The sequence below is a fragment of the Paenibacillus sp. cl123 genome, assembly GCF_900101595.1.
Classification (GTDB): domain Bacteria; phylum Bacillota; class Bacilli; order Paenibacillales; family NBRC-103111; genus Paenibacillus_G.
Genome location: NZ_FMYY01000022.1, coordinates 1 through 21351, shown reverse-complemented (window position 1 = coordinate 21351; position 21351 = coordinate 1). Strand labels below are relative to the sequence as shown.

The 21351-nt window shown below is 55.9% G+C and carries 20 protein-coding genes; 8 read left to right on the top strand and 12 right to left on the bottom strand.

Annotated features, from left to right (window positions below; genetic code table 11):
• Nucleotides 1-224: 224 nt before the first annotated feature.
• Nucleotides 225-707, bottom strand: a complete 483-nt coding sequence (ilvN, locus tag BLR08_RS24595) for an acetolactate synthase small subunit (RefSeq protein WP_072331085.1) — start codon at nucleotides 705-707, stop codon at nucleotides 225-227.
• Nucleotides 704-2446 carry a biosynthetic-type acetolactate synthase large subunit gene (gene ilvB / locus BLR08_RS24590; protein WP_072331087.1) on the bottom strand — a complete coding sequence of 581 codons (1743 nt, stop codon included), beginning with the start codon at nucleotides 2444-2446 and terminating at the stop codon, nucleotides 704-706. Before ilvB ends, ilvN begins: the two co-directional genes overlap by 4 nt.
• Before the next feature lie 649 nt (nucleotides 2447-3095).
• Here ilvB and BLR08_RS24585 point away from each other — a divergent pair.
• A complete protein-coding gene (locus BLR08_RS24585; RefSeq protein WP_072331089.1) occupies nucleotides 3096-4214 on the top strand; it encodes a metallophosphoesterase family protein in 1119 nt (372 codons plus the stop codon).
• Between the two features lie 93 nt (nucleotides 4215-4307).
• Here the strand turns inward: BLR08_RS24585 and rplT are convergent, their stop codons facing one another.
• From rplT to BLR08_RS24565, 4 genes are all read right to left on the bottom strand, one after another.
• Nucleotides 4308-4667 (bottom strand): 50S ribosomal protein L20, encoded by a 360-nt coding sequence (gene rplT / locus BLR08_RS24580; protein WP_072331091.1) that lies wholly within the window; start codon nucleotides 4665-4667, stop codon nucleotides 4308-4310.
• 66 nt (nucleotides 4668-4733) lie between these two features.
• The gene (rpmI, locus tag BLR08_RS24575) at nucleotides 4734-4937 is read right to left on the bottom strand and encodes a 50S ribosomal protein L35 (protein WP_072331093.1); all 204 of its coding nucleotides are present in this window, start codon (nucleotides 4935-4937) and stop codon (nucleotides 4734-4736) included.
• A 26-nt stretch (nucleotides 4938-4963) separates the two neighbouring features.
• Complete coding sequence (gene infC / locus BLR08_RS24570; protein ID WP_083537153.1) at nucleotides 4964-5464, bottom strand: translation initiation factor IF-3; 501 nt, start codon at nucleotides 5462-5464, stop codon at nucleotides 4964-4966.
• A 399-nt stretch (nucleotides 5465-5863) separates the two neighbouring features.
• Complete coding sequence (locus tag BLR08_RS24565; protein ID WP_072331097.1) at nucleotides 5864-7099, bottom strand: glycosyltransferase family 2 protein; 1236 nt, start codon at nucleotides 7097-7099, stop codon at nucleotides 5864-5866.
• A 1445-nt stretch (nucleotides 7100-8544) separates the two neighbouring features.
• Between BLR08_RS24565 and BLR08_RS24560 the strand changes: the two genes are divergently transcribed.
• Both BLR08_RS24560 and BLR08_RS24555 read left to right on the top strand, forming a co-directional pair.
• Entirely contained in the window at nucleotides 8545-9072 is a 528-nt protein-coding gene (locus BLR08_RS24560; protein ID WP_072331099.1) for a phosphatase PAP2 family protein, read from the top strand.
• Between the two features lie 35 nt (nucleotides 9073-9107).
• Nucleotides 9108-10286 carry an MGDG synthase family glycosyltransferase gene (locus BLR08_RS24555; RefSeq protein ID WP_072331101.1) on the top strand — a complete coding sequence of 393 codons (1179 nt, stop codon included), beginning with the start codon at nucleotides 9108-9110 and terminating at the stop codon, nucleotides 10284-10286.
• A 39-nt stretch (nucleotides 10287-10325) separates the two neighbouring features.
• Here BLR08_RS24555 and trmB read toward each other — a convergent pair whose 3' ends face one another.
• Together trmB and BLR08_RS24545 are read right to left on the bottom strand one after the other, a co-directional pair.
• Nucleotides 10326-11087, bottom strand: a complete 762-nt coding sequence (gene trmB / locus BLR08_RS24550; RefSeq protein ID WP_072331324.1) for a tRNA (guanosine(46)-N7)-methyltransferase TrmB — start codon at nucleotides 11085-11087, stop codon at nucleotides 10326-10328.
• Nucleotides 11088-11328: 241 nt separating this feature from the next.
• The gene (locus BLR08_RS24545; RefSeq protein ID WP_072331103.1) at nucleotides 11329-11910 is read right to left on the bottom strand and encodes a WGxxGxxG-CTERM domain-containing protein; all 582 of its coding nucleotides are present in this window, start codon (nucleotides 11908-11910) and stop codon (nucleotides 11329-11331) included.
• Nucleotides 11911-12129: 219 nt separating this feature from the next.
• Here BLR08_RS24545 and BLR08_RS24540 point away from each other — a divergent pair, with 219 nt between their 5' ends.
• From BLR08_RS24540 to BLR08_RS24520, 4 genes are all read left to right on the top strand, one after another.
• Nucleotides 12130-13086, top strand: a complete 957-nt coding sequence (locus tag BLR08_RS24540; RefSeq protein WP_072331105.1) for a tRNA modification radical SAM protein MnmL/YtqA — start codon at nucleotides 12130-12132, stop codon at nucleotides 13084-13086.
• A 192-nt stretch (nucleotides 13087-13278) separates the two neighbouring features.
• Nucleotides 13279-13932 carry a hypothetical protein gene (locus BLR08_RS31290; protein WP_072331107.1) on the top strand — a complete coding sequence of 218 codons (654 nt, stop codon included), beginning with the start codon at nucleotides 13279-13281 and terminating at the stop codon, nucleotides 13930-13932.
• Nucleotides 13933-14299: 367 nt separating this feature from the next.
• Nucleotides 14300-14872 (top strand): tRNA 5-(aminomethyl)-2-thiouridylate-methyltransferase MnmM, encoded by a 573-nt coding sequence (locus tag BLR08_RS24525; RefSeq protein WP_072331109.1) that lies wholly within the window; start codon nucleotides 14300-14302, stop codon nucleotides 14870-14872.
• A gap of 149 nt (nucleotides 14873-15021) precedes the next feature.
• The gene (locus tag BLR08_RS24520; protein ID WP_072331111.1) at nucleotides 15022-15990 is read left to right on the top strand and encodes a type I phosphomannose isomerase catalytic subunit; all 969 of its coding nucleotides are present in this window, start codon (nucleotides 15022-15024) and stop codon (nucleotides 15988-15990) included.
• Between the two features lie 176 nt (nucleotides 15991-16166).
• On the opposite strand, the gene BLR08_RS24515 is transcribed toward BLR08_RS24520, so the two are convergent.
• Both BLR08_RS24515 and BLR08_RS24510 read right to left on the bottom strand, forming a co-directional pair.
• Nucleotides 16167-17933: a B12-binding domain-containing radical SAM protein gene (locus BLR08_RS24515; protein WP_072331113.1), complete on the bottom strand. Its 1767-nt coding sequence runs from the start codon at nucleotides 17931-17933 to the stop codon at nucleotides 16167-16169.
• 130 nt (nucleotides 17934-18063) lie between these two features.
• Nucleotides 18064-18291, bottom strand: a complete 228-nt coding sequence (locus tag BLR08_RS24510; RefSeq protein ID WP_072331115.1) for a hypothetical protein — start codon at nucleotides 18289-18291, stop codon at nucleotides 18064-18066.
• Between the two features lie 335 nt (nucleotides 18292-18626).
• Between BLR08_RS24510 and BLR08_RS24505 the strand changes: the two genes are divergently transcribed.
• Nucleotides 18627-19748: an RluA family pseudouridine synthase gene (locus BLR08_RS24505; protein ID WP_072331117.1), complete on the top strand. Its 1122-nt coding sequence runs from the start codon at nucleotides 18627-18629 to the stop codon at nucleotides 19746-19748.
• 120 nt (nucleotides 19749-19868) lie between these two features.
• On the opposite strand, the gene BLR08_RS24500 is transcribed toward BLR08_RS24505, so the two are convergent.
• Together BLR08_RS24500 and BLR08_RS24495 are read right to left on the bottom strand one after the other, a co-directional pair.
• On the bottom strand, nucleotides 19869-20444 hold the full coding sequence (locus tag BLR08_RS24500) for a GbsR/MarR family transcriptional regulator (RefSeq protein WP_072331119.1): 576 nt from the start codon (nucleotides 20442-20444) through the stop codon (nucleotides 19869-19871).
• 186 nt (nucleotides 20445-20630) lie between these two features.
• Nucleotides 20631-21351: RNA-guided endonuclease InsQ/TnpB family protein (locus tag BLR08_RS24495; RefSeq protein ID WP_143014447.1), on the bottom strand; the 721-nt coding region annotated here is incomplete at its 5' end.

Genomic DNA, 21351 nt, shown 5'->3' with positions numbered 1-21351 from the left:
AACGCACCACCCGGATAAACCGCTTTCTCTCGTCGGGCCTTGCACTGACAAGGCTACAAGGTCATACGCTTGAGAACCCGCTCACATGGATGCTTCCCTTCCTCATGCCGGGCCGGCTGCGTCGTTCAACATACGCAGCGCTCGTACCCTTGCCGCCGGAGCCTTCCGGCGGCAGGAGCTGCGGACAGCGCGTCCTGCCGCCATCCGCTCCTTCCTCGCTTTGCTTACTTGCCGCGGATCATTGCCGTCACGCCTGTACGGGACAGCTCCTTGATGCCGTAAGGCTTCAGCAGCTCCGTCATCGCGTCGATCTTCTCGGAGTCGCCGACGACCTGCACGATCAGCGAGCTTGGCCCGATATCGACAACGGCGGCACGGAATGTTTCGACGACGCCCAAAATTTCCGGGCGCATGTTCGGCTCGGCGCTGACCTTGATCAAGGCCAGCTCGCGGGCCACCATCGGGTTGGAGCTGAGATCCACGACCTTGATGACGTCAATCAGCTTGTACAGCTGCTTGGATACCTGCTCCAGCGTCTTATCGTCCCCGCTCGTCACGATGACCATGCGCGAAAGTCCTTTTTCCTCGGACTCTCCTACCGTAATGCTCTCAATATTGAAGCCCCGGCGGCCGAACAGGCCGGATACACGCTGCAGCACACCGGGCTGGTTGTTTACCAAAACGGAGATGGTGTGTTTGTCGTTCATTCCGATTCCCCCAGTAACATTTGGTCTATCGTCGAGCCCTGCGTAACCATCGGGAACACGTTCTCGTGCTTCCGAACGACGAATTCGACGAGAACCGGACCCGGGGTATCGAGCGCTTCCTGCCAGGCGCGGCTGGCTTCTTCCTTGTTCGTGGCGCGAAGACCCTTCACGCCGTAAGCTTCAGCCAGCTTGACGAAGTCCGGACTGCCGGCCAGATCGATATGGCTGTAGCGGTTGTCGTAGATGATCTCCTGCCACTGGCGGACCATCCCGAGCACCTGGTTGTTGATGACGACAATCTTCACCGGAATCTTGTTGATCGCACAGATCGCCAGCTCCTGGGAGCACATCTGCATGCCGCCGTCGCCGTTGATCGAGACGACCAGCCGATCCGGGTTGGCCACCTGCGCGCCGATCGCGGACGGGAAGCCGAAGCCCATCGTGCCGAGACCGCCGGAAGTGATCCACGAACGCGGCTTATTGAACTTGTAGAACTGCGCCGCCCACATCTGATGCTGGCCGACGTCCGTCGTCACGATCGCATCGCCATTGGTCGTCTCATGAATCATCTCGATAACGTACTGCGGCTTCAGCTCCGTATCGGAGTCGACATAGCGCAGCGGGTTATTGCGCTTCAGCTCCTGCACTTCGGCGATCCAGCTCTCGGACTTCGCCGGCTTCGCCTTCTGGTTGGCCAGCGCGAGCACGGTCTTGATATCGCCGACGACCGGGATAGCCGTAGCGACGATCTTGCCGATCTCCGCCGGATCGACGTCGATATGAACGATCTTCTTCGCCTTTGGCGCAAAGCCGTCGACCTTCATCGTCACCCGGTCATCGAATCGCGCGCCGATGCCGATCAGCAGATCGCAATTTTGCAGCGCCATGTTCGAAGCGTACGTGCCGTGCATGCCCGGCATACCGAGCCACAGCTCATTGGCGCTCGGGAAGCCGCCCAAGCCGAGCAGCGTAGTCGCGACCGGAATGCGCGTCTTCTCGACGAACTCGATCAGCTCTTCCGACGCTCCCGCGTAAACGACGCCGCCGCCGGCGATGATCATCGGCCGCTCGCTTTCCGCGATCGCCTCCAGCATCCGGTCCACCTGCAGCCTGTTCGGGCTGACGGTCGGATTGTAGCCGCGAATCTCCACCTTGTCCGGATAATGGAACTCGGCCAGCGCATTGGAAACATCCTTCGGAATATCGATCAGCACCGGACCCTTGCGGCCGGTCGAGGCGATATGGAATGCTTCCTTGATCGTACGAGGCAGGTCCTTCACGTCGCGCACCAGATAGCTGTGCTTCGTGATCGGCATCGTAATGCCGGTAATATCCGCTTCCTGGAAAGCGTCCGTTCCGATCACCGAGGTCGCTACGTTGCCCGTAATGACGACGAGCGGCACCGAATCCATATAAGCCGTAGCGATACCGGTCACAAGGTTCGTGGCTCCCGGTCCGCTTGTGGCGATACAAACCCCCGTCTTGCCCGTGGAACGGGCATATCCGTCCGCCGCATGAATGGCGCCTTGCTCATGCCGTGTCAGCAGGTGATTGAAGTCGGGATTGCCATGCATCGCATCGTAAATATATAGAACCGCTCCGCCGGGGTAACCAAATACACAATCGACATCCTCCAGCAGCAGGCTGCGCAGCAGAATCTCCGAACCGGTGATCACATCCGGCTTCAACAATTCTTCACGAAGCTGCTCTTTGGACTTTTGTTTGGTCTGAACGATCATATTCATGTCCTCCTCTCAAATCATCCAACGTTAACCTATGCAAAAAACCCCTCTCATCCCAGACGCATAGTAAGCGTCTGCGGGACGAAAGGGGTTGATCTTCCGTGGTACCACCCAGAATTTGTTAAATGCCTCACGGCAAATAACCTTAAGAGGTAATGAACGTCGCTAGCAAACGTTGCACTTACCTTAGGCACATTAACGTGTGCCAATCCGATTCCCCCTACTAGCTGCGGCGTACTGCACCGCAATTTTCAGGAAAACAGCTCCGAGGTGAGCTCGTCGACAAGGGATTGTGGCATTGGTTTCAGCAACTCCAAATGCTCTCTGAACACAAGGGCCCTTAACACTTCGTCCTCTTCATAGCCGTTAACAGTTGATCTTGCTTTTTAAGTATTATATGACGAATCGGTTCGCACGTCAAGGGTCAACCCTTAAGCTTTCCCATCCGGCTTCAGCCGCTTCGGCACCCGTCCCGAACCTCGGACAAGCGCCTTTCCTTCAACGTTTCTGTGTCAGTATTCGTCGAACCGGGTAAAGCTTACATACATCTGGAAGGAAGAGGAACACTATTTTTCGGGATAAATTTACCCTTATTTTAACTCGCGCAACGTATTTTATGAGGGCGATAAACAAAGGAGTGCTGCAGATGCAAAAGCTGTTATTCATTCTATTTGCTGTTCCGCTGCTCATCGTGGGATCGCCTGCGGCGCTTCCCGATGTTTCTCCTGCAACTGATGCCGTACAAGCGGTTCCCGGCAAAGCGCCCGGCACCGTTTCTACCGCAGCGGCTCCCGCGGCCGATCCCCTTCAGGCGAGCGGCGCACAGCCGAGTCCGGACGCCAAGCTGCTGTTTGCCTTTTCGGTGTTGAGCGACATCCATGTGGAAGCTTCCGATATCAGCTCGCAGCGCAAGCTGACGGCTGCGCTGAACGATCTTCATCAAGTGAATCCGGATGCCGCCGCGCTTATTATTAACGGCGACCTGACCAACGGCACCCCGGCCGATTACAGCAAGCTACAGTCGCTGCTTCAGAAGGCGCCGCTCCCGGCCAACGTATTTTATACGATCGGCAATCATGAATTTTACAAAGCGTGGCTGGACGATAAAGGAAATTACCGGAAAGCCGGCTTTCCGAACAATGAAACCGACGCCGCCTCCATCGGACGTTTTCTGCAATTCGCCGGCGGAGAGAAGGTCTACTATGCGAAAACGATACAGGATCACCGCTTCATCTTTCTCGGCTCCGAGCAGTATAGGCAGTCGAACCCGGACAACGGGGAGGATGCGTACCTGTCCCGGGAACAGCTGGACTGGCTGAAAGCCGAGCTGGCGCAAGCCGCCGCCGCTCAGACCCCCGGCCATCCGATCTTCGTTTTCCTTCACCAGCCTCTGCCCTATACGGTTGCGGGCAGCCAGTATTATTTGAACACCCGGGCTGTCATACAGCATGAAGAGCTGAAGACGATTTTGTCCGCTTATCCGCAGGTCGTCTACTTCTCAGGCCACACGCATTGGGAACTGAAGCTGCCTAATACGCTTGTGCGCGACGGCTTCACGATGGTCAACTCCTCGTCAGTGGACGAGCCTTTGACCGATCACGGGCCCGAGGGGGAGAAGCCGGTGAGCGACGAGGCCAGCGAAGGGCTGTATGTGGAAGTATACGAGGACCGTCTGGAGATAAAGGGGCGCGACTTCCATGGCAAGCGCTGGATTGACGAGGCGCAGTTTGTCGTACCGTCATCCTCTGCCGCCGGCGCCCCCTGAGAGGACGCTGCCGCCCGCTGAATTTCCAAAAAAAGCCCGTCCTGATCACGCACCAAGTGCGGTCGGGACGGGCTTTTGAACGTAAACGCCGGTTTAGGCGTTAACTTTTTGCTTAGCTGCATCAGCCAGGGAGTTGAATGCGCTGATGTCGTTGACCGCGAGGTCAGCCAGCATCTTGCGGTTTACTTCAACGCCTGCAAGCTTCAGGCCGTGCATCAGCTTGCTGTAGGACAGACCGTTTTGACGGGCAGCCGCATTGATACGAACGATCCACAGCTTGCGGAAGTCGCGTTTCTTTTGACGGCGGTCACGGTATGCATAAAGCAGGGATTTCATGACCTGCTCTTTAGCTGTTTTAAATAATCTATGCTTCGAGCCAAAGTAACCTTTAGCAAGCTTCAAAATTTTCTTGCGACGACGAGTGCGGATAAAGCCGCCCTTTACTCTTGCCATGACAATCTACCTCCAAGAATGTTGAATTGTGTAAGGATAACGGAACTGCACTCCGTCCTAATAAACTTAACCTTTGATGTTGGCCAACTGCTGCTTCAGGCGGTTTACATCGCCGGGAGCCATAACAGGGTTCGTAGCAAGCACACGCTTCTGACGGCCGGACTTGCCGGACAGCAGATGGTTTTTGTATGCTTTATACCGTTTCACTTTACCGGTACCTGTAATTTTGAAGCGGTCTTTCAAGCTGCTGTGTGTTTTCATTTTTGGCATGGGGTGTTCCTCCTTAAAGAATGAAGTTATTGCTGTTGTTTAGGAGCCAGGATCATGATCATGCTCCGGCCCTCCAGCTTCGGTCTGCGTTCAATCACGCACAGCTCTTCCACTTCGGCTGCCATACGCTCCAATTGACGTTGACCGATCGAGGCATGTGCAATCTCACGGCCGCGGAAGCGGACGGACAACTTCACTTTATCGCCTTCGTTCAGGAACTTCGTCACATTGCGCAGCTTGGTCTGGAAGTCATGCTCGTCGATCGTGGCGCTCAGGCGGATTTCCTTAAGCTCGACGATCTTCTGATTCTTCCGTGCTTCTTTCTCTTTCTTCTGCGATTCGTAGCGGAATTTACCATAGTCCATTACACGGCATACAGGCGGCTTCGCTGTAGGAGCGACGTTCACCAGGTCCATATTCTGATCCTGAGCAATCTGCAGCGCCTCGCGAATCGGCTTAATGCCGAGCTGCTCGCCGTCTGCCCCAATCAAACGAACTTCCTTCACCCGAATCTCATCATTAATCATGTGCTCTGTACTGATAACCTGCCACCTCCAAAGGTATGTGGTCCCCTGTACGGGGACTAGCCGTTATTGTCAAGGTGGATCGGCAGCGAACGCTGAAGGCCTAAGCTTCCCGATCCACAAAAAAAGACGTAGGCGCTGGCGCCCACGTCGGTTCAGGTTCAAGTGACGAATGATCCGGATCCCCTCCGTTAAGCCGGAGGTCTACCATCAGTCCGTGTCCATTCACTCTCATTCATAACCAGCCAACCTCAGTCGGGCAGGTGAGAAGCGGGCGCTTCTTCTTGTGCACCAAAACACTATAGCATAGGCGCATTGGTAAAGTCAATACAATATTTACTTGAAACGGCAGGCGTTCCGGAAACCTTGCATTCATCCCGCCCAAGGCTGACTGCAAGCCCGCTATCCCGCCTGCTTGCTCTGAACTTCCTCCAGACGGATGACGCGCGTATGCTCGGTATGGCTCCATTGCTTGTTGTTCTGCGTGAAGAAGGCGTAGAACGTAATCGGCCACCAGGACAGCATGTAGATCGGGAACGTGATCAGATATTTGTAAGTCTTGAGCGGCGCCTTCTCCAGCACGAGCGCAACGACGAATTGGCCGTAGGACAGGATGGAGTAAGCGGCGAACAGCGCCGGAGCTATCTGGAACAGGGACGGGAAGTTCTCCACGTTCGGGATGATCATGTTGATCCAGAGCACGACGGTCAGAATCGACGATACGAATACGTTATAGACGTTCAGCGCGTAGACGGCCGTATCAATCTTCGTCCAGCTGCGGTCGCGGATACCGGCCCACAGCAGCGGGAAGAAATAACGGCGGCACACGTCGAAATGTCCTTGCATCCAACGCAGACGCTGGCGTGCGGACGCTTTGAACGTAAGCGGCTTCTCGTCGTACACCTTGGCTTCGTAGTTGAACGTGGGACTGATCCCGCGCGCTACGCAGCGCATCGTAAACTCCAGGTCCTCGACGAGGCTTGTTGCGCCCCAGCCCATTTCCTTGATCAGCTTCGTGTCGAAGCACATGCCTGTACCGCCCAGATAGTTGGCCAGTCCCAGGTTTGTGCGGGGCAGCTGCCACAGACGGTTGCAATACCAATAGGTGACCGCATACGCCGCGGTAATCCACGAGTCATGCGGGTTCTTCGTATCCAAGTAAGCCTGGATAACTTGGGAGCCGTTGCACAGATCATTGTTCATATGCGTCAAATAATCGGGATTGACCAGGTTATCGGCATCGAACATAACGATCGCGTCGTATTGACGCGGCATCTTCCACAGCTCCTTCAGCATCCACTCGATGGCGTAGCCTTTTCCCCGAAGCTTCGGATTGCTCCGCTCGCACGCAGTCGCTCCCATCTCGCGAACGATCTGCGCCGTACGGTCGGTACAATTATCGCAAATAACGAATACGTCGTATAGTTCTTTCGGATAGTCAAGGGTTTTGAGATTCTCGATAAGCGCCCCGACGACCTGCTCTTCATTATGCGCCGCGATCAGCACGGCAAATGATTTTTGCGGCGCATGGCTCACCTTGCTCTTGCGTCGATACCATCCGAAGAACGTCAGGATCAACTGATAGCCTCCGGTTATGGCCAGCAAGATTTGGAGACCAAGCAGGATACTGTCCAACATGAAACATCCCCCTTTTTTTTGTATGTACCCCTTTTGTCTTTTACAGCTTTTTTTTCTTGCGTGTTCCCAAACGGATTCGATGGTGTGAATTGGATTGCGTGGGTCGCCGAATATGATTTTCCTCTCTTTGCCCCGATTTGTCAAAACCTCCATGCCGCTTGTTTAAGTCAGTTCTTTGTCATTTCGGGTTAAAAGCGCGGCAATTCCCCGCAGGCTCTTCGCTATCCATCTTTTTACGTCTTATTTTCATCGTTTTTCAAACTTTTTATAAGGTCCGCATGGAAAATATTTTCTCCAAACGCTCCGTTGGGAAAACGAGCGTTAGTCTACGGTGATTTCTTCCCTGTCCGCTGCCGGAAAATGTCGGGCTGTCTTTGCCGCCCGGTATAGAGCGCCAGAAACATCGAGCTAGCCCTCCTCGGTCTGCATGGCTGCTGCCTGCATACATGCGACGACACACCTTCGACATCATCTTCGCTTACCTGGGCGCAGCGTCGCCCTGGTCCTGCGCCCCGCTCGGACGCCATGCGCCTTTGGACTCCCGTCCCAGGGACTGCTTTCGCCATCCAGGAGCGGCCTGCAAGTGCCGCAGCTCTCAATAGCGATGTCATATGCCAGGAAGACACCGGCTATTCATCCGCCGAAAACGCCTCCATGTCCGGGCCGGTGATGCGATGTCGGCCTCACCTCCATCCACGCCGCTCTGACCGCGGTCTATTCAAGGCCGGCCTTAGCCCCAATCGGCATCCTATGGTCTGCCGCTGGACAGCTCCGACTTGCAAGCGCGCACGCCGGCAAGTCCGCGCAGATCGGCCTATCGTATAACAAGACGAACGTACCGCGGGAAAGGTTGCGGGAGGCCGCCTCCGATTCCGGCTATTCTCCGTGATGACAGGCCCCACTTGAGGAGGAACAAGCACGGCGGGATTCAGCCCAAGCGGCGTCTGCCGCCGGCTTGCCGTACCGCACCCTCTCTCCCCCTAGCGGACATAAGAAAATACGGCAATTCTGTGAACTCCCCGCAGTCGAACTGTCAGGTTCTCCTGCCGGCGCCATCTGTTGCTGCATCATAAATGAGACGATATGAATCCCGAACAAAAGTTTTTCGTATAAAAGAAGACGCCGGACACCCCCGGCCAGACCGGATAAGCTCAGGCGAAGCAGAGAAATCAAGCCCGCTTCGTTACCCCGGCCGCAGACTCCTGCCGTCTACTCTCATGTATAACCACCTGCGGCGGCAATGAAACAGCCCGGCTGATCCCCTCTGAACATCGAAGCCGGAAGCGCTGTTGAGCGAAGGATTGCTTGAAGGGTTCATTCCCGGGGCAAGCGTCTAATATATATAGAGTGTTTTATACTCCATTAACAATCGTCATGTACAATAAAGAAAACAGAAGCTTACAGATACACAGGCCGCTTATTCCACCTGCAAGGAGGCGCTAATCTTGAGCCGTGTCATAGCTTGGCTGCAGCGTCATGAGAACCGCATGTTTTGTTTCGTCAATCAGCGTATCCAGCATGGCGTGCTGGACCGGTTCTTCGGGCTGATCACTCACCTGGGCGGCGCTACCGCGACTATCGTTACGGCGCTCAGTATCGCTTTGCTGGCGAGCGGCGAATGGAGAACAGCCGGCATTCGGTCCTGCGTCGCGCTTGCCGTCAGCCATATTCCTGTCGCTATTATTAAGAAGAGATACCCAAGGCTGCGTCCTTATCTGGTGCTGCCCGATACGTATACGTACAAAAATCCGCTGACCGACCACTCCTTCCCCTCCGGGCATACGACAGCCATCTTCTCCGTTCTGGTGCCGCTGATGGCCGTATCGGGCTGGGCCTTCGGACTGCTGCTGCCGCTGGCTATCGCGGTCGGCGTATCGCGCATTTATTTGGGCCTGCACTATCCGTCGGACTGTTTGGCAGGCTGCCTGATCGGGACGATGACTGCCGCGGCGGCCATTGCCTGGATCGGTTAAATCATTTGATGAAGAGAGATCGAGGAGGCCCGCTTATGCGCAAAAAAAGAGTGCTGCTGCTCTCCGAAGGGTTCGGCGCCGGGCATACCCAAGCGGCGCACGCATTATCCGACAGCTTGCGCAAGCTGTCGCCCCGCCTCCAGACCCGCGTGCTGGAGCTGGGGAAGTTTCTCCACCCCACCCTGGCGCCGCTCGTCTTTACGGCATACCGCAAAACCGTCTCGTCCCAGCCGCGTCTGTACGGCATGGTCTACCGGGCGCAGTACAAAAAATCGTTAAGCCGCGTCACCCAGCTGGCGCTGCATCGGATCTGCTATGCCCAGACAGCTCTCGTCATCCGGCAGCTCCGTCCGGACCTGATCGTTTGCACCCACCCTTTCCCAAGCGCTGTCGTGTCCAGACTGAAGCGGATGGGCCTCAGCATCCCGCTATGCACGGTCATTACCGATTACGATGCGCATGGAACATGGGTTAGCCGGGAGGTGAATACTTACCTGGTGTCTACGCCGGATGTGCGGACCAAGCTGCTGGAGCGAGGCATCGGAGAAGGCAGCGTCAAAGTGACGGGCATTCCTGTCCATCCGAACTTCTGGGAGACACACAACCGCGAAGAGCTGCGTTCCCGCTTCGGGCTTCGGGATATGCCTACCGTTCTGGTTATGGGAGGAGGCTGGGGACTGCTGAAAAACAGCTCGTTCCTGCAGGGGCTGGTCGCGTGGAGAGAGAAGCTTCAACTTATCATCTGTCTGGGCAATAATGAGAAGGTCAAAAATGCTCTGCTCGAGGATGAAAGGTTCAGGCATCCGAATGTTCGTCTGCTGGGCTTTACCAAAGAGATCGACAAGTGGATGGATGTGTCCGATCTGCTGGTGACGAAGCCGGGCGGGATGACCTGCACAGAAGCGCTTGCCAAAGGCATCCCTATGCTGTTCTACGAGGCGATTCCGGGTCAGGAAGAGGAAAATCTTCATTATTTTCAGCAGCAGGGCTTAGGGGAAGAGATCCGGTCGCCGGATACGGTGGACCGCTGCTTCGGTGAGCTGGTCGAGCATTATCAAGATAGGCCGGCCGCAGGCCCCAGACGTGCCGGCCACGCTAGGGCAGCCTCCTATGATCCGACAACTTGCTCGCGCGCCATTCTCTCCTTGCTGGCCGAGCATGAGCATCATCAAGACAATCCGCCTGTGGCGGGGCAGGCCGCGCTGCGGGCATAGAGCCCTGCTCTCCCGCAAGAGGAGAGCAGCGGCAGACCGCTACTCCGACGCAGGCGCAGGAGCTACCTGAGCGGACCGGCTTGCGGCATCCGATTTCTCCTGCTCGTCTGCAAGACGCTGGATATGCGCCTGAAGCGCCTTCTCCCCGATCACCGCTTCCAGCCGGTGAATCGGCATGCCCTGCTGGGAGAACTTGGTCTCGTATTCGGTCATCACAAGGTCGGTGCGAGGCCCTTCCGCATGCAGATCGAGCGAGATATGACGCAGTCTGACGCCCAGATCGGCGAAAGAGTTCAGCGAAAATTCAAACAGGCTGCGGGAATCCGTTTTGAAATGAATTTCTCCCCACTCGTTCAGCACAAGCTGGTATTTGCGGATAAAAGCGGCATGCGTCAGCCTCCGGCGAGCATGCTTCTTTTTCGGCCACGGATCGCTAAAATTCAGATAGATGCGCTCCAGCTCATTCTGTGCGAAAATTTGCTCCAGTTGCTCGATATTAAAACGAACGAGGCGAAGATTGGACAGATCGCCCCCATACGTCTGGCGGGAATCGCGAGCCTTCTCGCTGCCGCGGCGTATCAGCTCATCATACATGTCGATGCCTATGTAGTTGATATCGGGATTCAGCGCGCTCAGCTCGCTGATAAATTTCCCCTTGCCCATGCCCAGCTCCACATGAATAGGGCGGTCGTTGCCGAAAACCTCGCGCCAACGGCCCTTGTAAGCCTCCGGCTCCAGCACAACCAGCTCCGGCTGTGCCTCCAAAGCTTCCTTGATTCCTTTACGTCCTCTTAAACGCATGCTTGCTTCCTCCAGCCGCTTAATCGTTCCAAGCTTCGCGATATACCGTGAAACCGGCGTTTTTCCTTTGTCGATTATACTCCGAAACTCGCGCAAAAGAAAAGGCCGATCCTGTATCCGACAGTCGGACGGCAGGTCGGCCTCAAGTCAGAGCAAGCGCCGGGTGTGATCCGGCTCAAGCCCGATTACTTTAGCGTCAAGGACCGGGGATGCCGAATTTGCATGCCACGCGCCCTGGCGGTTACTTGCGGAAGTCTCCCTCTTCCCGGTTGCGTCCGCGCATACCTGCCAGACCCAGCAGACCGAGCAGACCAAGCCAGCCCCAGTCAAAGCGGCGGTCGTTCGTTGTAGCGGCATTGGTGCGGTAAGAGTTGGTGTTGTAATTGCCGCCATAGCCATAACCGCTGCGTCCTGTATTGGTGTAAGTGTTCATGCGGTCCAGCATGTTGTCGTTCATTCCTGTACGGTTTGTTGTGCCGGTTGTCGTGCCAGTAGTCGTCGTACCGGTTGTTGTGCCTGTCGTTGTACCGGTATAACCGGAAGTACCTGTCGTAGTGCCGCCCATGGATGTGCCATTGGCCGATGTCCCGGTCGTGGACGTGCCATAAGTGGTTTGACCCGTCACATCCGTGCCGGTGTAACTGTTCGACGCCCCCGTAGTTGTGCCAGTGCCTGCAGCAGTACCTGCGGTACTGCCCGTTCCGTACATGCCGGAGCCGCTAGTGGTTGTGGTTCCCGTCGCACTTTCCGCCATAGCCTGACCACCAAAGCCTACCGTTGCCGTGAGCGCCAGCGCAAGCACTGTTTTACCGAACTTGTTCATGTGTAAGAGTTCTCCCTTCGTCCATCAAGTTAGGTTAGTGTACCGCCTTGCCCTTATATCATGGGCGCAAGGGGGACATCTTATGCCGGGCGAAGGCAGGAGGTTATTCCTATGGAAATCGTTCGCTTTTCCCCCTTCTTTTCTGTAAAATAATGAAGGAAGAAGCGATGAGCTTCTTTAATGAAAGCTTATTTTGAGAAGCTGAAGGAGTAAAAAGGCATGCATGCAAGCAATATAGTCGAGCCGCAGCTCTGGGGAGACAAGCGGTTTCATACATGGAATTATGAGATGCGCCGGCAATTCGGGAACAAGGTGTTCAAAGTGATGCTCGATGCGGGCTTCACCTGCCCGAACCGGGACGGCAGCATCGCCAAGGGCGGCTGCACGTTCTGCAGCGCGAGAGGGTCCGGCGATTTTGCAGGGAGCCGCCGGGACGACCTGGTCACCCAATTCAACAAGATCCGCGACCTGCAGCATCTAAAATGGCCTGAAGCCCAATATATCGGTTATTTCCAGGCTTATACCAACACCTACGCTCCCGTCGAGGAGCTGCGTGAATATTATGAAGCGATTCTGCAGCAACCCGGAGTTGTCGGACTTTCTATCGCCACAAGACCCGACTGCCTCCCGGACGATGTGATCGATTATTTGGCGGAGCTGAACGAACGGACCTATCTGTGGATCGAGATGGGGCTGCAAACTGTTCATGAAAGTACCTCCGAGCTCATCAATCGCGCCCATGATACGAAGTGCTACACCGACGCCGTAGCCAAGCTGCGCGCGCGCGGAATCCGGGTATGCGCCCATATTATATACGGGCTTCCGCAGGAAACGCATGAGATGATGCTGAACACGGGCAGAGCCGTAGCTCGTATGGATGTGCAGGGCATCAAAATTCACCTGCTCCATCTGATGCGCAAAACGCCCATGGTCAAGCAGTACGAAGCCGGCCTGCTGAAATTTCTGGAGAAGGACGAATACGTCAAGCTAGTGGTCGATACGCTGGAAATTCTCCCGCCCGACATGATCGTGCACCGATTGACGGGCGATGCGCCGCGCGACCTGCTGATCGGACCGATGTGGAGCCTGAAGAAATGGGAAGTGCTGAACGCTTTCGATCAGCAGCTGAAGGAGCGCAATACGTGGCAGGGGAAGCTGTGGACGCCTGAGTCATAAGCAGCATAAGCGGTACGAACCGTATATATAGCAAGGATGAAGATTAGGGATAACCTAATGATGACCAAGAGCAAAATAAAGATAAGAATAAACATGCAGGCGGGCATCGGAAAAGCAGTCTGCAATCGGTTCACGTGTCAGATTCAGCGTAAAGCAGCTCTGCCGTGAAACGGTTAGGAGGAAACTGATCTTATGATAAGAAGAAATATATCGCGAAAGGCCGCCGCCGCCCTGCTAATGGCGGCACTGTTAGCCGCAGGCTGCGCGGCCAAGCCGGCACCCCCCATGGAGCCTGCGGGCGCCTGGCCGTCCGCCGGACGGACGACGCCTGACCAGGCTGCGCAGCCCGGCGCGACCCCGGCGGACGCCGACAGCGCAGGCCAAAGCGCCGCCGCTGGCAGCAGGCCTTCGTCGGGCAGCGGGGAGGCAGGCGCTAGCGGGAGCATCGGCTCTGGCGGGAGCGCAGGCTTTGGCGGGAGCGCTGACGCTGCCGGCGGCAGCGTCGCGCCTTCGCCCGGCGCAGCCAAGGCAAACGAGGCGCCCGGCGCGCTTTCGGGGGCGGCCTCGGGCCAGGCGGCGGCTCCGCCCGCGAAGACGGCCAAGCCGCAGGCGCCGACGGAGCCGGTAGCGAGCGCGCCTCAGGCGCCGGGCGTCAAAACGCCGGCCGGGGCCGCGGCCGGCAAGGTCGCCGACCCGCTGCAAGCGGTCGCCGAGCCGGCCGCTCCCTCAGCCGGAGCCGCCGAGCCGGCGAAGCCCGCTGCGCCGCTCGGCCCTTCGGCCCCGCTGCAGGCGGATAACGGAGCGGTCGGCTCGCCGTCATCGCCAAAAACTAAAGCGGACCAATAGGCCATTAGCGCTGCGGGCGCCGTTACTATTTGACCTCCAGTCGGACCCATTTATACGATTTTCCGCACAAACCTTATACTTTTAGCCACCTCGGACGCACTTATTCGGTTTTTCGTACAAAACCTGTACTTTTGACCTCCAGTCGGACGCATTTATACGATTTTCCGTACAAACCCTGTACTTTTGACCACCAGTCGGACGCACTTATTCGGTTTTTCGTACAAACCCTGTACTTTTGGCCGCCACTCGGACGCACTTTAACGATTTTTCGGTTACTGGGTATGATGACCGATGCCCCTTTCGAGGAAACCGAGAGGAAAAGCAGAGCAATTTCATTATTTTATACAAATTGAAAGGACGTCATACCATGGGTTTTGTATCCATATTGGGCTTTGCCCATCAACTCATAGAAGCCCGGCTGAAGCCGGGAGAGGCGGCTATTGATGCGACGGCTGGCAATGGGGTGGATACCGTATTTCTAGCCCGGCAGGTCGGGGCGGAAGGCTGTGTGTATGCGTTCGACATCCAAGAGAGCGCGCTCGCCAGTACGGCAGCCCGGTGTGCCCGGGAGGTCCCCGACCGGCAAGTGGAGCTGCTGCACCGCAGTCACGCCGAGATGGCCGCTGCCATTCCCGAGCATTGGCACGGCCGGATCGCGGCCGTCACCTTCAACCTCGGCTATTTGCCGGGGCATGATCACAGCACGATCACCTTGCCGGATTCGACGCTGCAAGCGCTGGATTCAGCAGCCAAGCTGCTTCGCCGCGGCGGCGTTATCACGATCGTCGTTTACTCCGGTCATCCCGGGGGCGAGACAGAAGCGGCGGCCGTTGACCGCTGGGCCGCGGGCTTGCCTCAGGACGGCTACCAGGCGATGACTTACCGCTTCGTCAACCAGCGCAATCACCCGCCCTACGTCATCGCCGTCGAGAAGCGCTAGACTTCACCCCGTAGCTTTTTACAGCGATACGGGGTATTTATTTTCCAGTCCTTTGCGCTATAGCCTAGCTTGGCAACCATTTGGTATAATTTTGAGGGATTTACATAGGAGACAAGCAGCCACATTCGGAAAGCGGGGAAACCATAGCCATGATCAAGCCTTATCCATTAAAATGCAAACCTGAGTTCAAAGAACGCGTCTGGGGAGGACGCGCCCTGGAGCAATTCGGCCTGGAGCTGCCGGAAGGGACGATCGGCGAAGGCTGGATGATCGGCGATCATCCTAACGGCACCACAACCGTTGAGAACGGCGAGCTGGCCGGACTCGGACTGGACCAGGTCCGCGAGCAATACGGCAGCGAACTGTTCGGAAGCAAAGGCTTTTCCAAGAAAACCGGCCGCTTCCCGCTCCTCATCAAGCTGCTGGATTGTCAGGATGATTTGTCCGTCCAGGTTCATCCGAATGACCACTACGACCGATTGCCGCAAGGGGAGCTCGGCAAAACCGAGATGTGGTATATCCTGGACGCCAAGGCCGGAGCCAAAATCATATACGGACTCGCCGAAGGAGTAACCCGTGAGCAGTTGGCAGCCGCCATCGCGGAGAACCGCATCATGGACTGCATGAATGAAATCACCGTGCAGGCCGGAGACAGCTTCTATATTCCGGCAGGCACCGTGCATGCGCTTGGAGCAGGCGTGCTCGTCGCCGAGATCCAGCAAAACTCCGACAGCACCTACCGGCTGTACGACTACGGCCGGCTCGGACTGGACGGCCAGCCCCGCGAGCTGCACATTGAGGATTCGCTGAACGTAATCGCCTATGAAGGATCAGGCGCCACCTACATGAAGACGGATCTGGACAATCCCGGCACATGGCTGACCCTGGCTCACTCCGACTTCTTCATTACGGAGAAAGGCCGCGTCGAAGGCGAGTGGCAGCTGCAAACCGTGCCGGACAGCTTCGTGATCCATATCATCTGCGACGGTGAAGGTACGATACGCTGGGCCGACGGCGAGCTGCAGGTGCGCAGCGGCGAATGCTTCCTGCTTCCAGCCAATCTCGGCGATTACACGCTTACCGGCGGCATGACCGTGCTGCGCAGCTATTTGCCATAGACAGCGCGGCTCTTTGACCAAGAGAGCTATCGTCCAGCTGATTCCTCACTGCCACAAAAGAAACATCCCTTCCCTTGCATTACGAAACATCACGAAAAAAGGTCGAACCAAGGCTGCCATGCCCTGAGCTCGACCTTTTTTTGAGCTGCGCCTCATCAAATCAAACGCAAGCCTGCTTAAGCCCCCGCCCCGGCCAGCGCCATCATATAAGCCTGCGGCTTCACCGACAGGTCTGGCGGGAAATAAACGATCAGCAGCTGATCGGAGGAGCTGTCGATCTCGCCGGTCTCGAGGTAGCGATCCAGCAGGAACGGCAGCCTCTCCAGCATCACATGCTTATGGATGTCCTTCTCCGCGATGCCAAGCGCTGCGAAGCGGCTTGATACCGCCTCCGGATGCTCGGCCAGCCGGCGCAGCAGATCGTTCTGCTCGCCCCGGCTCAGGGAGAACTCCCACCAGATCTTGCGGGGCTTGTATTTGTGATTCAAGAAATAATCCAGCTTCATCAGTCCGAGGATGACCGGCATGTCCTTCGTTCCCCGATGCTCCAGGAAAGCATGCAGCCGGGTAAATAAATCCTCCAGCTGGTGGCCGATTCGCTGCCAGCCCCGTTCCTCCCAATAATCGCCGAACTCCTGGAAAAAATCGAAGGCCGATGCAAACTCCCGCTTAATCAGATAAGTGACGGTATGATCGGTCCGGTGAGCGTTCCAATACTTCTCCAGCACATCCTCCACCCGCTTGATCCGAATCAGATCGGAGAATGGCAAAATGTCATTGCCCAGTATCTCATAGGGAGCATGGTCCATGTACTTGTAGCCGTATTTATCGGCATCCAGACGCATGCCCGTGCCCCTCAGCATCTTCAGGAAGCCGAGCTGAAGCTCCTCGGGCCCGAGCTCGAACACATCATTGAACGTCTTGCGAAACGAGCTGTAGTCCTCCTCAGGAAGACCTGCGATCAGATCGAGATGCTGATCGATCTTCCCGCTTTCCTTCACCTTCGTAACCGTGCGGGTCAGCTTGCTGAAGTTTTGACGCCGCTTCACCAGACTGTTGGTCAGATCATTGGTGGACTGCACGCCGATCTCGAAACGGAAGATGCCCGCAGGCGCATGCTCAGCCAGAAAATCAAGCACTTCAGGGCGCATGATATCGGCCGTTATCTCGAATTGGAAAACGCAGCCCTGATGATTGCGGATCAGGAAATCGAACATCTCCAGCGCATACTCGCGCTTGATATTGAAAGTCCGGTCGACGAACTTGATCAGCTTCGCCCCTGATGCGATCAAGTACAGCAAATCGCTTTTTGTCCGCTCGATGTCGAAGTACCTCACTCCTACCTCGATAGACGACAGACAAAACTGGCAGCTGAACGGACACCCCCGGCTCGTCTCGAAGTATACGACGCGATTCGCGAGGCTCGGCACATCCTCCGGGAACCGGTGCGGCGTGGGGATATCGTCGAGCGCCAGCTTCGGACGGGGCGGGTTCAGAATGACCCGGTCTTCCTTGCGGTAGGCAAGACCGAATACACTGTACAGCGCCCGGTCGCCGCCCAGCTCGGTCAGCAGATGATGGAGGGTTTCCTCGCCTTCGCCCATCACGATATAATCGACATCCGGCAGCCGGTTCATCCAATACTCAGTGTCATAGGACACCTCCGGCCCGCCCAGCACGATGACAACCTCAGGCATAATTTTCTTCAGCATCCCGATGACGACGATCGTCTCCTCTATATTCCAGATATAACAGGAGAAGCCGATCACATCCGGGCTGCGGCCGTACAGATCGGAGACGATATTCATCGCCGGGTCTTTGATCGTATATTCGGCAATCTGAATATCCGGAAAATCTTTTTCGCTGAATGACTTCAGGTAGCGGAGCGCCAGCGACGTATGAATATATTTGGCGTTCAACGTGGATAACACGATCGTGTTCATTTGATATCAAAACCTCTTTATTGTGGCATTTTGGCGTACCCCTATTCTACACGCAATCGGATTGGAACACAAAACGGTCCGAAGCCCGGGCAACAAAAAAACATGGAGCCTAATGGTCCATGTTTTGGGGCTAATAATACGAATCCGCCTGCTGCATCCCGGTCATATCCGGGGCTACGGCCTCCAGCAAAAATTCATCCTGCCGGTCCTCGCTCCAGGCGCTGGCCTGGGTCAAGAGCTGCTCTTCCACCTGCTCCTTCTGGGTCGTGAGCGCGTTCACATCCCCTGTGCTGGCATGAATGGTGCGCTGCAGCCGGTTCCGCTCGTCAAGCCGCTTTGCCATCTGGTATAAAATCATCCTGATTTCACCTCTTCTCTCTTCCGGTAGTCTGCCGCTTTTCTGCTTCTGCTCCGTCTCTCCCTCGTCCAACCTGTCTCTGTTACTTGTATTGTACCGTGCGAACATTAAAACAAGATTACGGGAAGATCAACGTAAGATTAAAATATGTTTCGTATATCTATCGTATGCCGCCTTATGCCGTTAGTAGTCCCCATTTATCGGCAAACCTATACATGAAGCGACAATCGGCGGCTCCGCCTTCCATCAACGACAAGCGGGCTCCTGTTTCGCTTCTTATCCGGCTCATGCTATACTCAACCTAATCAAGCAGCAGTTTCAGGAGGCTATATGTTATGTCTATAGGCAAGAACAATAACAAGGGAAACAACGGCTCCGCCGCGCGCTCCGGCCAATCCGGCTCTTCCCGCCGCAGCGGCGGTCCAGACGAACGGCGGAATTCTCAGCACGGCGGCGGAAAGCCGCAGCTTTCGAAGCGCGCCGACGGGCCGCGGGACGCTGCCGCTCGACGCTCCGGGCGGGCGGCCATCCCGGCAAACGCCCAGCCCAAGGAAGCTCCGGCCAAAGCCAGCGTCTTCGCCGTCCGTGAGCCTGGCGAGCTCCTTGCGTTCCTCATCAGCCGCATGTCCAAGACCGGCCGCAACTCGCTGAAGGCCATGCTCGCGCGGGGGCAAGTAGCCGTGGACGGCAAGGCGACCACCGCTTACAATTTTCCGCTTCAGCCCGGACAGACGGTTACCGTAAGCAAAGAGAAGATCGTCGAGGAACAGCCGCTTATCGGACTGTCCATCCTCTACGAGGACGAGCATCTGATCGTCGTCCGCAAAGATGCCGGACTGCTGTCCATCGCCTCCGCCCAGGCTCAGGAGGACGAGCTGACCGCGTATCGGCAGCTGACGGCCCATGTGCGCAAGAGCCAGCCCGCAGCGAGAATATTCGTCGTCCATCGGCTGGACCGGGATACGTCCGGGGTGATGATGTTCGCCAAAAGCGAGCAGGTGCAGCAAACATTGCAGAACGCCTGGCAGGACATGGTTCAGGAACGCACGTATGTCGCCCTCGTCGAAGGCAAGGTCAAGAAGCCCGAAGGCACGATCAGCTCTTGGCTGAAGGAAAGCAAAACGCTGAAGATGTACTCCAGCTCGTATCCGGGCGACGGCCAGCATGCGGTCACCCATTACAAAGTGCTGCAGTCCAGCTCCCAGTACTCCCTGCTGGAAGTGAATCTGGAGACCGGACGCAAAAATCAGATTCGCGTTCATATGGAGGACATCGGCCACCCGATCGTCGGCGACAAAAAATACGGCTCGCGCGTCAAGCCGATCAACCGGATCGGACTGCATGCCCGGGTGCTGGCCTTCACGCATCCGGTCACCGGCGAGCTGATGCGCTTCGACACGGATATCCCGAAGTCGTTCTTGTCCCAGTTCCGCCCGGCCCAGGAGACGGAAGCCTAGAAGTCCGGCGACCAACGCGCGGCTTGCGGCCGATCGGAGTTTCCGCTCGCTGTATGACTTTCTGAGATTGCGAAACAGCCTTGTCCGTCACCAGACAAGGCTGTTTGCCGTTATAGGTCCCTACTGCCCCGGCGGCGGCGAGGCATCCTTAGGCACAAGGTTGTATATTTCGCCCGATTCTAACGCATCGATCAGCCGGTCAAGCCACATGTAATAGCGAATCGCTTCATCTATTTTATCAAGATCCGGTTTAAGCACGGCCTGCAGAGCGGTATCGTCCGGACTTTGCTCGCACAGCTTGCACAGCTCGGTCTTTGACTTGCGCAGAGCGCTCAGATTGATTTCCAGCGCCTTGCGCCATTTCAGCGAAAAATAGTCGGCGAAGGTTTGGAACCAGTCCAGCTCGACCTCGTACAGATCCTTCCGCGATCCCTTCTCCCATACCTTGTTCACCATCTTCAAATCAACCAGCGTCCGCACCCCTGTGCTCATGCTGGTTTTGCTCATCTCCATCGCTTCGCCCATCTTATCCAAGGTCATAGGGTGGTTCTGGAAAAACAAAAGCCCGTACAAATGGCCGATGGACTGCGTGATGCCATAGAGCTCCATGTTTTTGCCGATGGATTCGATGACGCGTTTGCGTGCTTTCTGAATGATGACTTCCTGTTCGGAGCTTATACCTTGTATGGATTCCATCGTTTCTCTCACCCTGCCTTTATGTGTACCCTCTATTGTAAGAAACAATGCCGGTAATTTGAACCTCCTCACGCCTGAAGGCGCGGGATTCTTAGCTAGTTTACTGGTCGCATACGTTTCCGCTGCTTCCGCTGCTAAGTTAAGGGCTAGTTCAATAGCCCGTCCTGAATCAGAGCATATAGCTATTCAGGCTGACAGACTATTCCCCACAGCTTTCGCTGAAAGCCTGGGGCGAACGCCATCTGCCACAGGTTGACGCATGATGTTGATTGCACCGACACGATCTCGATGCGCTGCATATCCGCAAAAACACTGGTACATTCGATCTTTTGCCTTATTACGATCACCGCAGGATGGGCATGTTTGAGACGTGTACGCTGGATTAACTTCCATGACTTTGATCCCAACTAATGCCGATTTGTAGGCAATGAACTGTTGCAATTGATAGAACGACCAGCTTTGCAGATTCTTGGCGTTTTTACGACTTGTTCTTGTCGTTTTGCGAATATCAGAGAGCTTTTCCAGTTTTATGACCGATACGTTCTCTCGCTGCGCCATAGTAACGATCTGGCGACTGATTTTGTGGTTTTGGTCTTTGATATACCTGCTCTCCTTGTCACGTTGTTTTCGGATGGCAGAGAGCTTCTTTAGTTTTCCAAGTTTACGCCGTCTGGAATTGTACTTACGGCGAATGAATTTATTTTTGCGTCCATTGCCGAAGAACTTCGTCTTTCCGTTTGATGTCACGACAACTGCGGGAACTTTCAAGCCAAGATCGATACCCATTTCTACCGTTCCTGTCGCTTGCCCGGTCGGTTTTTCAACGGACACCTGAACGAACCACTTGTTCGACTTCTGAACAACTCGAAGAAGTCCTTGTTTGCTGTTAGCAAGCATATTTCTCTCA

Bases quoted from the DNA above. Each gene is read 5' to 3' on its own strand.
- BLR08_RS24540 (WP_072331105.1), top strand. From the start codon at position 12,130: ATGCATGCAAGCAATATAGTCGAGCCGCAGCTCTGGGGAGACAAGCGG.
- infC (WP_083537153.1), bottom strand. From the start codon at position 5,464: ATGATTAATGATGAGATTCGGGTGAAGGAAGTTCGTTTGATTGGGGCA.
- BLR08_RS24545 (WP_072331103.1), bottom strand. From the start codon at position 11,910: ATGAACAAGTTCGGTAAAACAGTGCTTGCGCTGGCGCTCACGGCAACG.
- ilvN (WP_072331085.1), bottom strand. From the start codon at position 707: ATGAACGACAAACACACCATCTCCGTTTTGGTAAACAACCAGCCCGGT.
- BLR08_RS24515 (WP_072331113.1), bottom strand. From the start codon at position 17,933: ATGAACACGATCGTGTTATCCACGTTGAACGCCAAATATATTCATACG.
- BLR08_RS24500 (WP_072331119.1), bottom strand. From the start codon at position 20,444: ATGGAATCCATACAAGGTATAAGCTCCGAACAGGAAGTCATCATTCAG.
- BLR08_RS24520 (WP_072331111.1), top strand. From the start codon at position 15,022: ATGATCAAGCCTTATCCATTAAAATGCAAACCTGAGTTCAAAGAACGC.
- trmB (WP_072331324.1), bottom strand. From the start codon at position 11,087: ATGCGTTTAAGAGGACGTAAAGGAATCAAGGAAGCTTTGGAGGCACAG.
- BLR08_RS31290 (WP_072331107.1), top strand. From the start codon at position 13,279: ATGATAAGAAGAAATATATCGCGAAAGGCCGCCGCCGCCCTGCTAATG.
- rplT (WP_072331091.1), bottom strand. From the start codon at position 4,667: ATGGCAAGAGTAAAGGGCGGCTTTATCCGCACTCGTCGTCGCAAGAAA.
- ilvB (WP_072331087.1), bottom strand. From the start codon at position 2,446: ATGATCGTTCAGACCAAACAAAAGTCCAAAGAGCAGCTTCGTGAAGAA.
- BLR08_RS24555 (WP_072331101.1), top strand. From the start codon at position 9,108: ATGCGCAAAAAAAGAGTGCTGCTGCTCTCCGAAGGGTTCGGCGCCGGG.
- BLR08_RS24505 (WP_072331117.1), top strand. From the start codon at position 18,627: ATGTCTATAGGCAAGAACAATAACAAGGGAAACAACGGCTCCGCCGCG.
- BLR08_RS24565 (WP_072331097.1), bottom strand. From the start codon at position 7,099: ATGTTGGACAGTATCCTGCTTGGTCTCCAAATCTTGCTGGCCATAACC.
- BLR08_RS24585 (WP_072331089.1), top strand. From the start codon at position 3,096: ATGCAAAAGCTGTTATTCATTCTATTTGCTGTTCCGCTGCTCATCGTG.
- BLR08_RS24525 (WP_072331109.1), top strand. From the start codon at position 14,300: ATGGGTTTTGTATCCATATTGGGCTTTGCCCATCAACTCATAGAAGCC.
- BLR08_RS24510 (WP_072331115.1), bottom strand. From the start codon at position 18,291: ATGATTTTATACCAGATGGCAAAGCGGCTTGACGAGCGGAACCGGCTG.
- rpmI (WP_072331093.1), bottom strand. From the start codon at position 4,937: ATGCCAAAAATGAAAACACACAGCAGCTTGAAAGACCGCTTCAAAATT.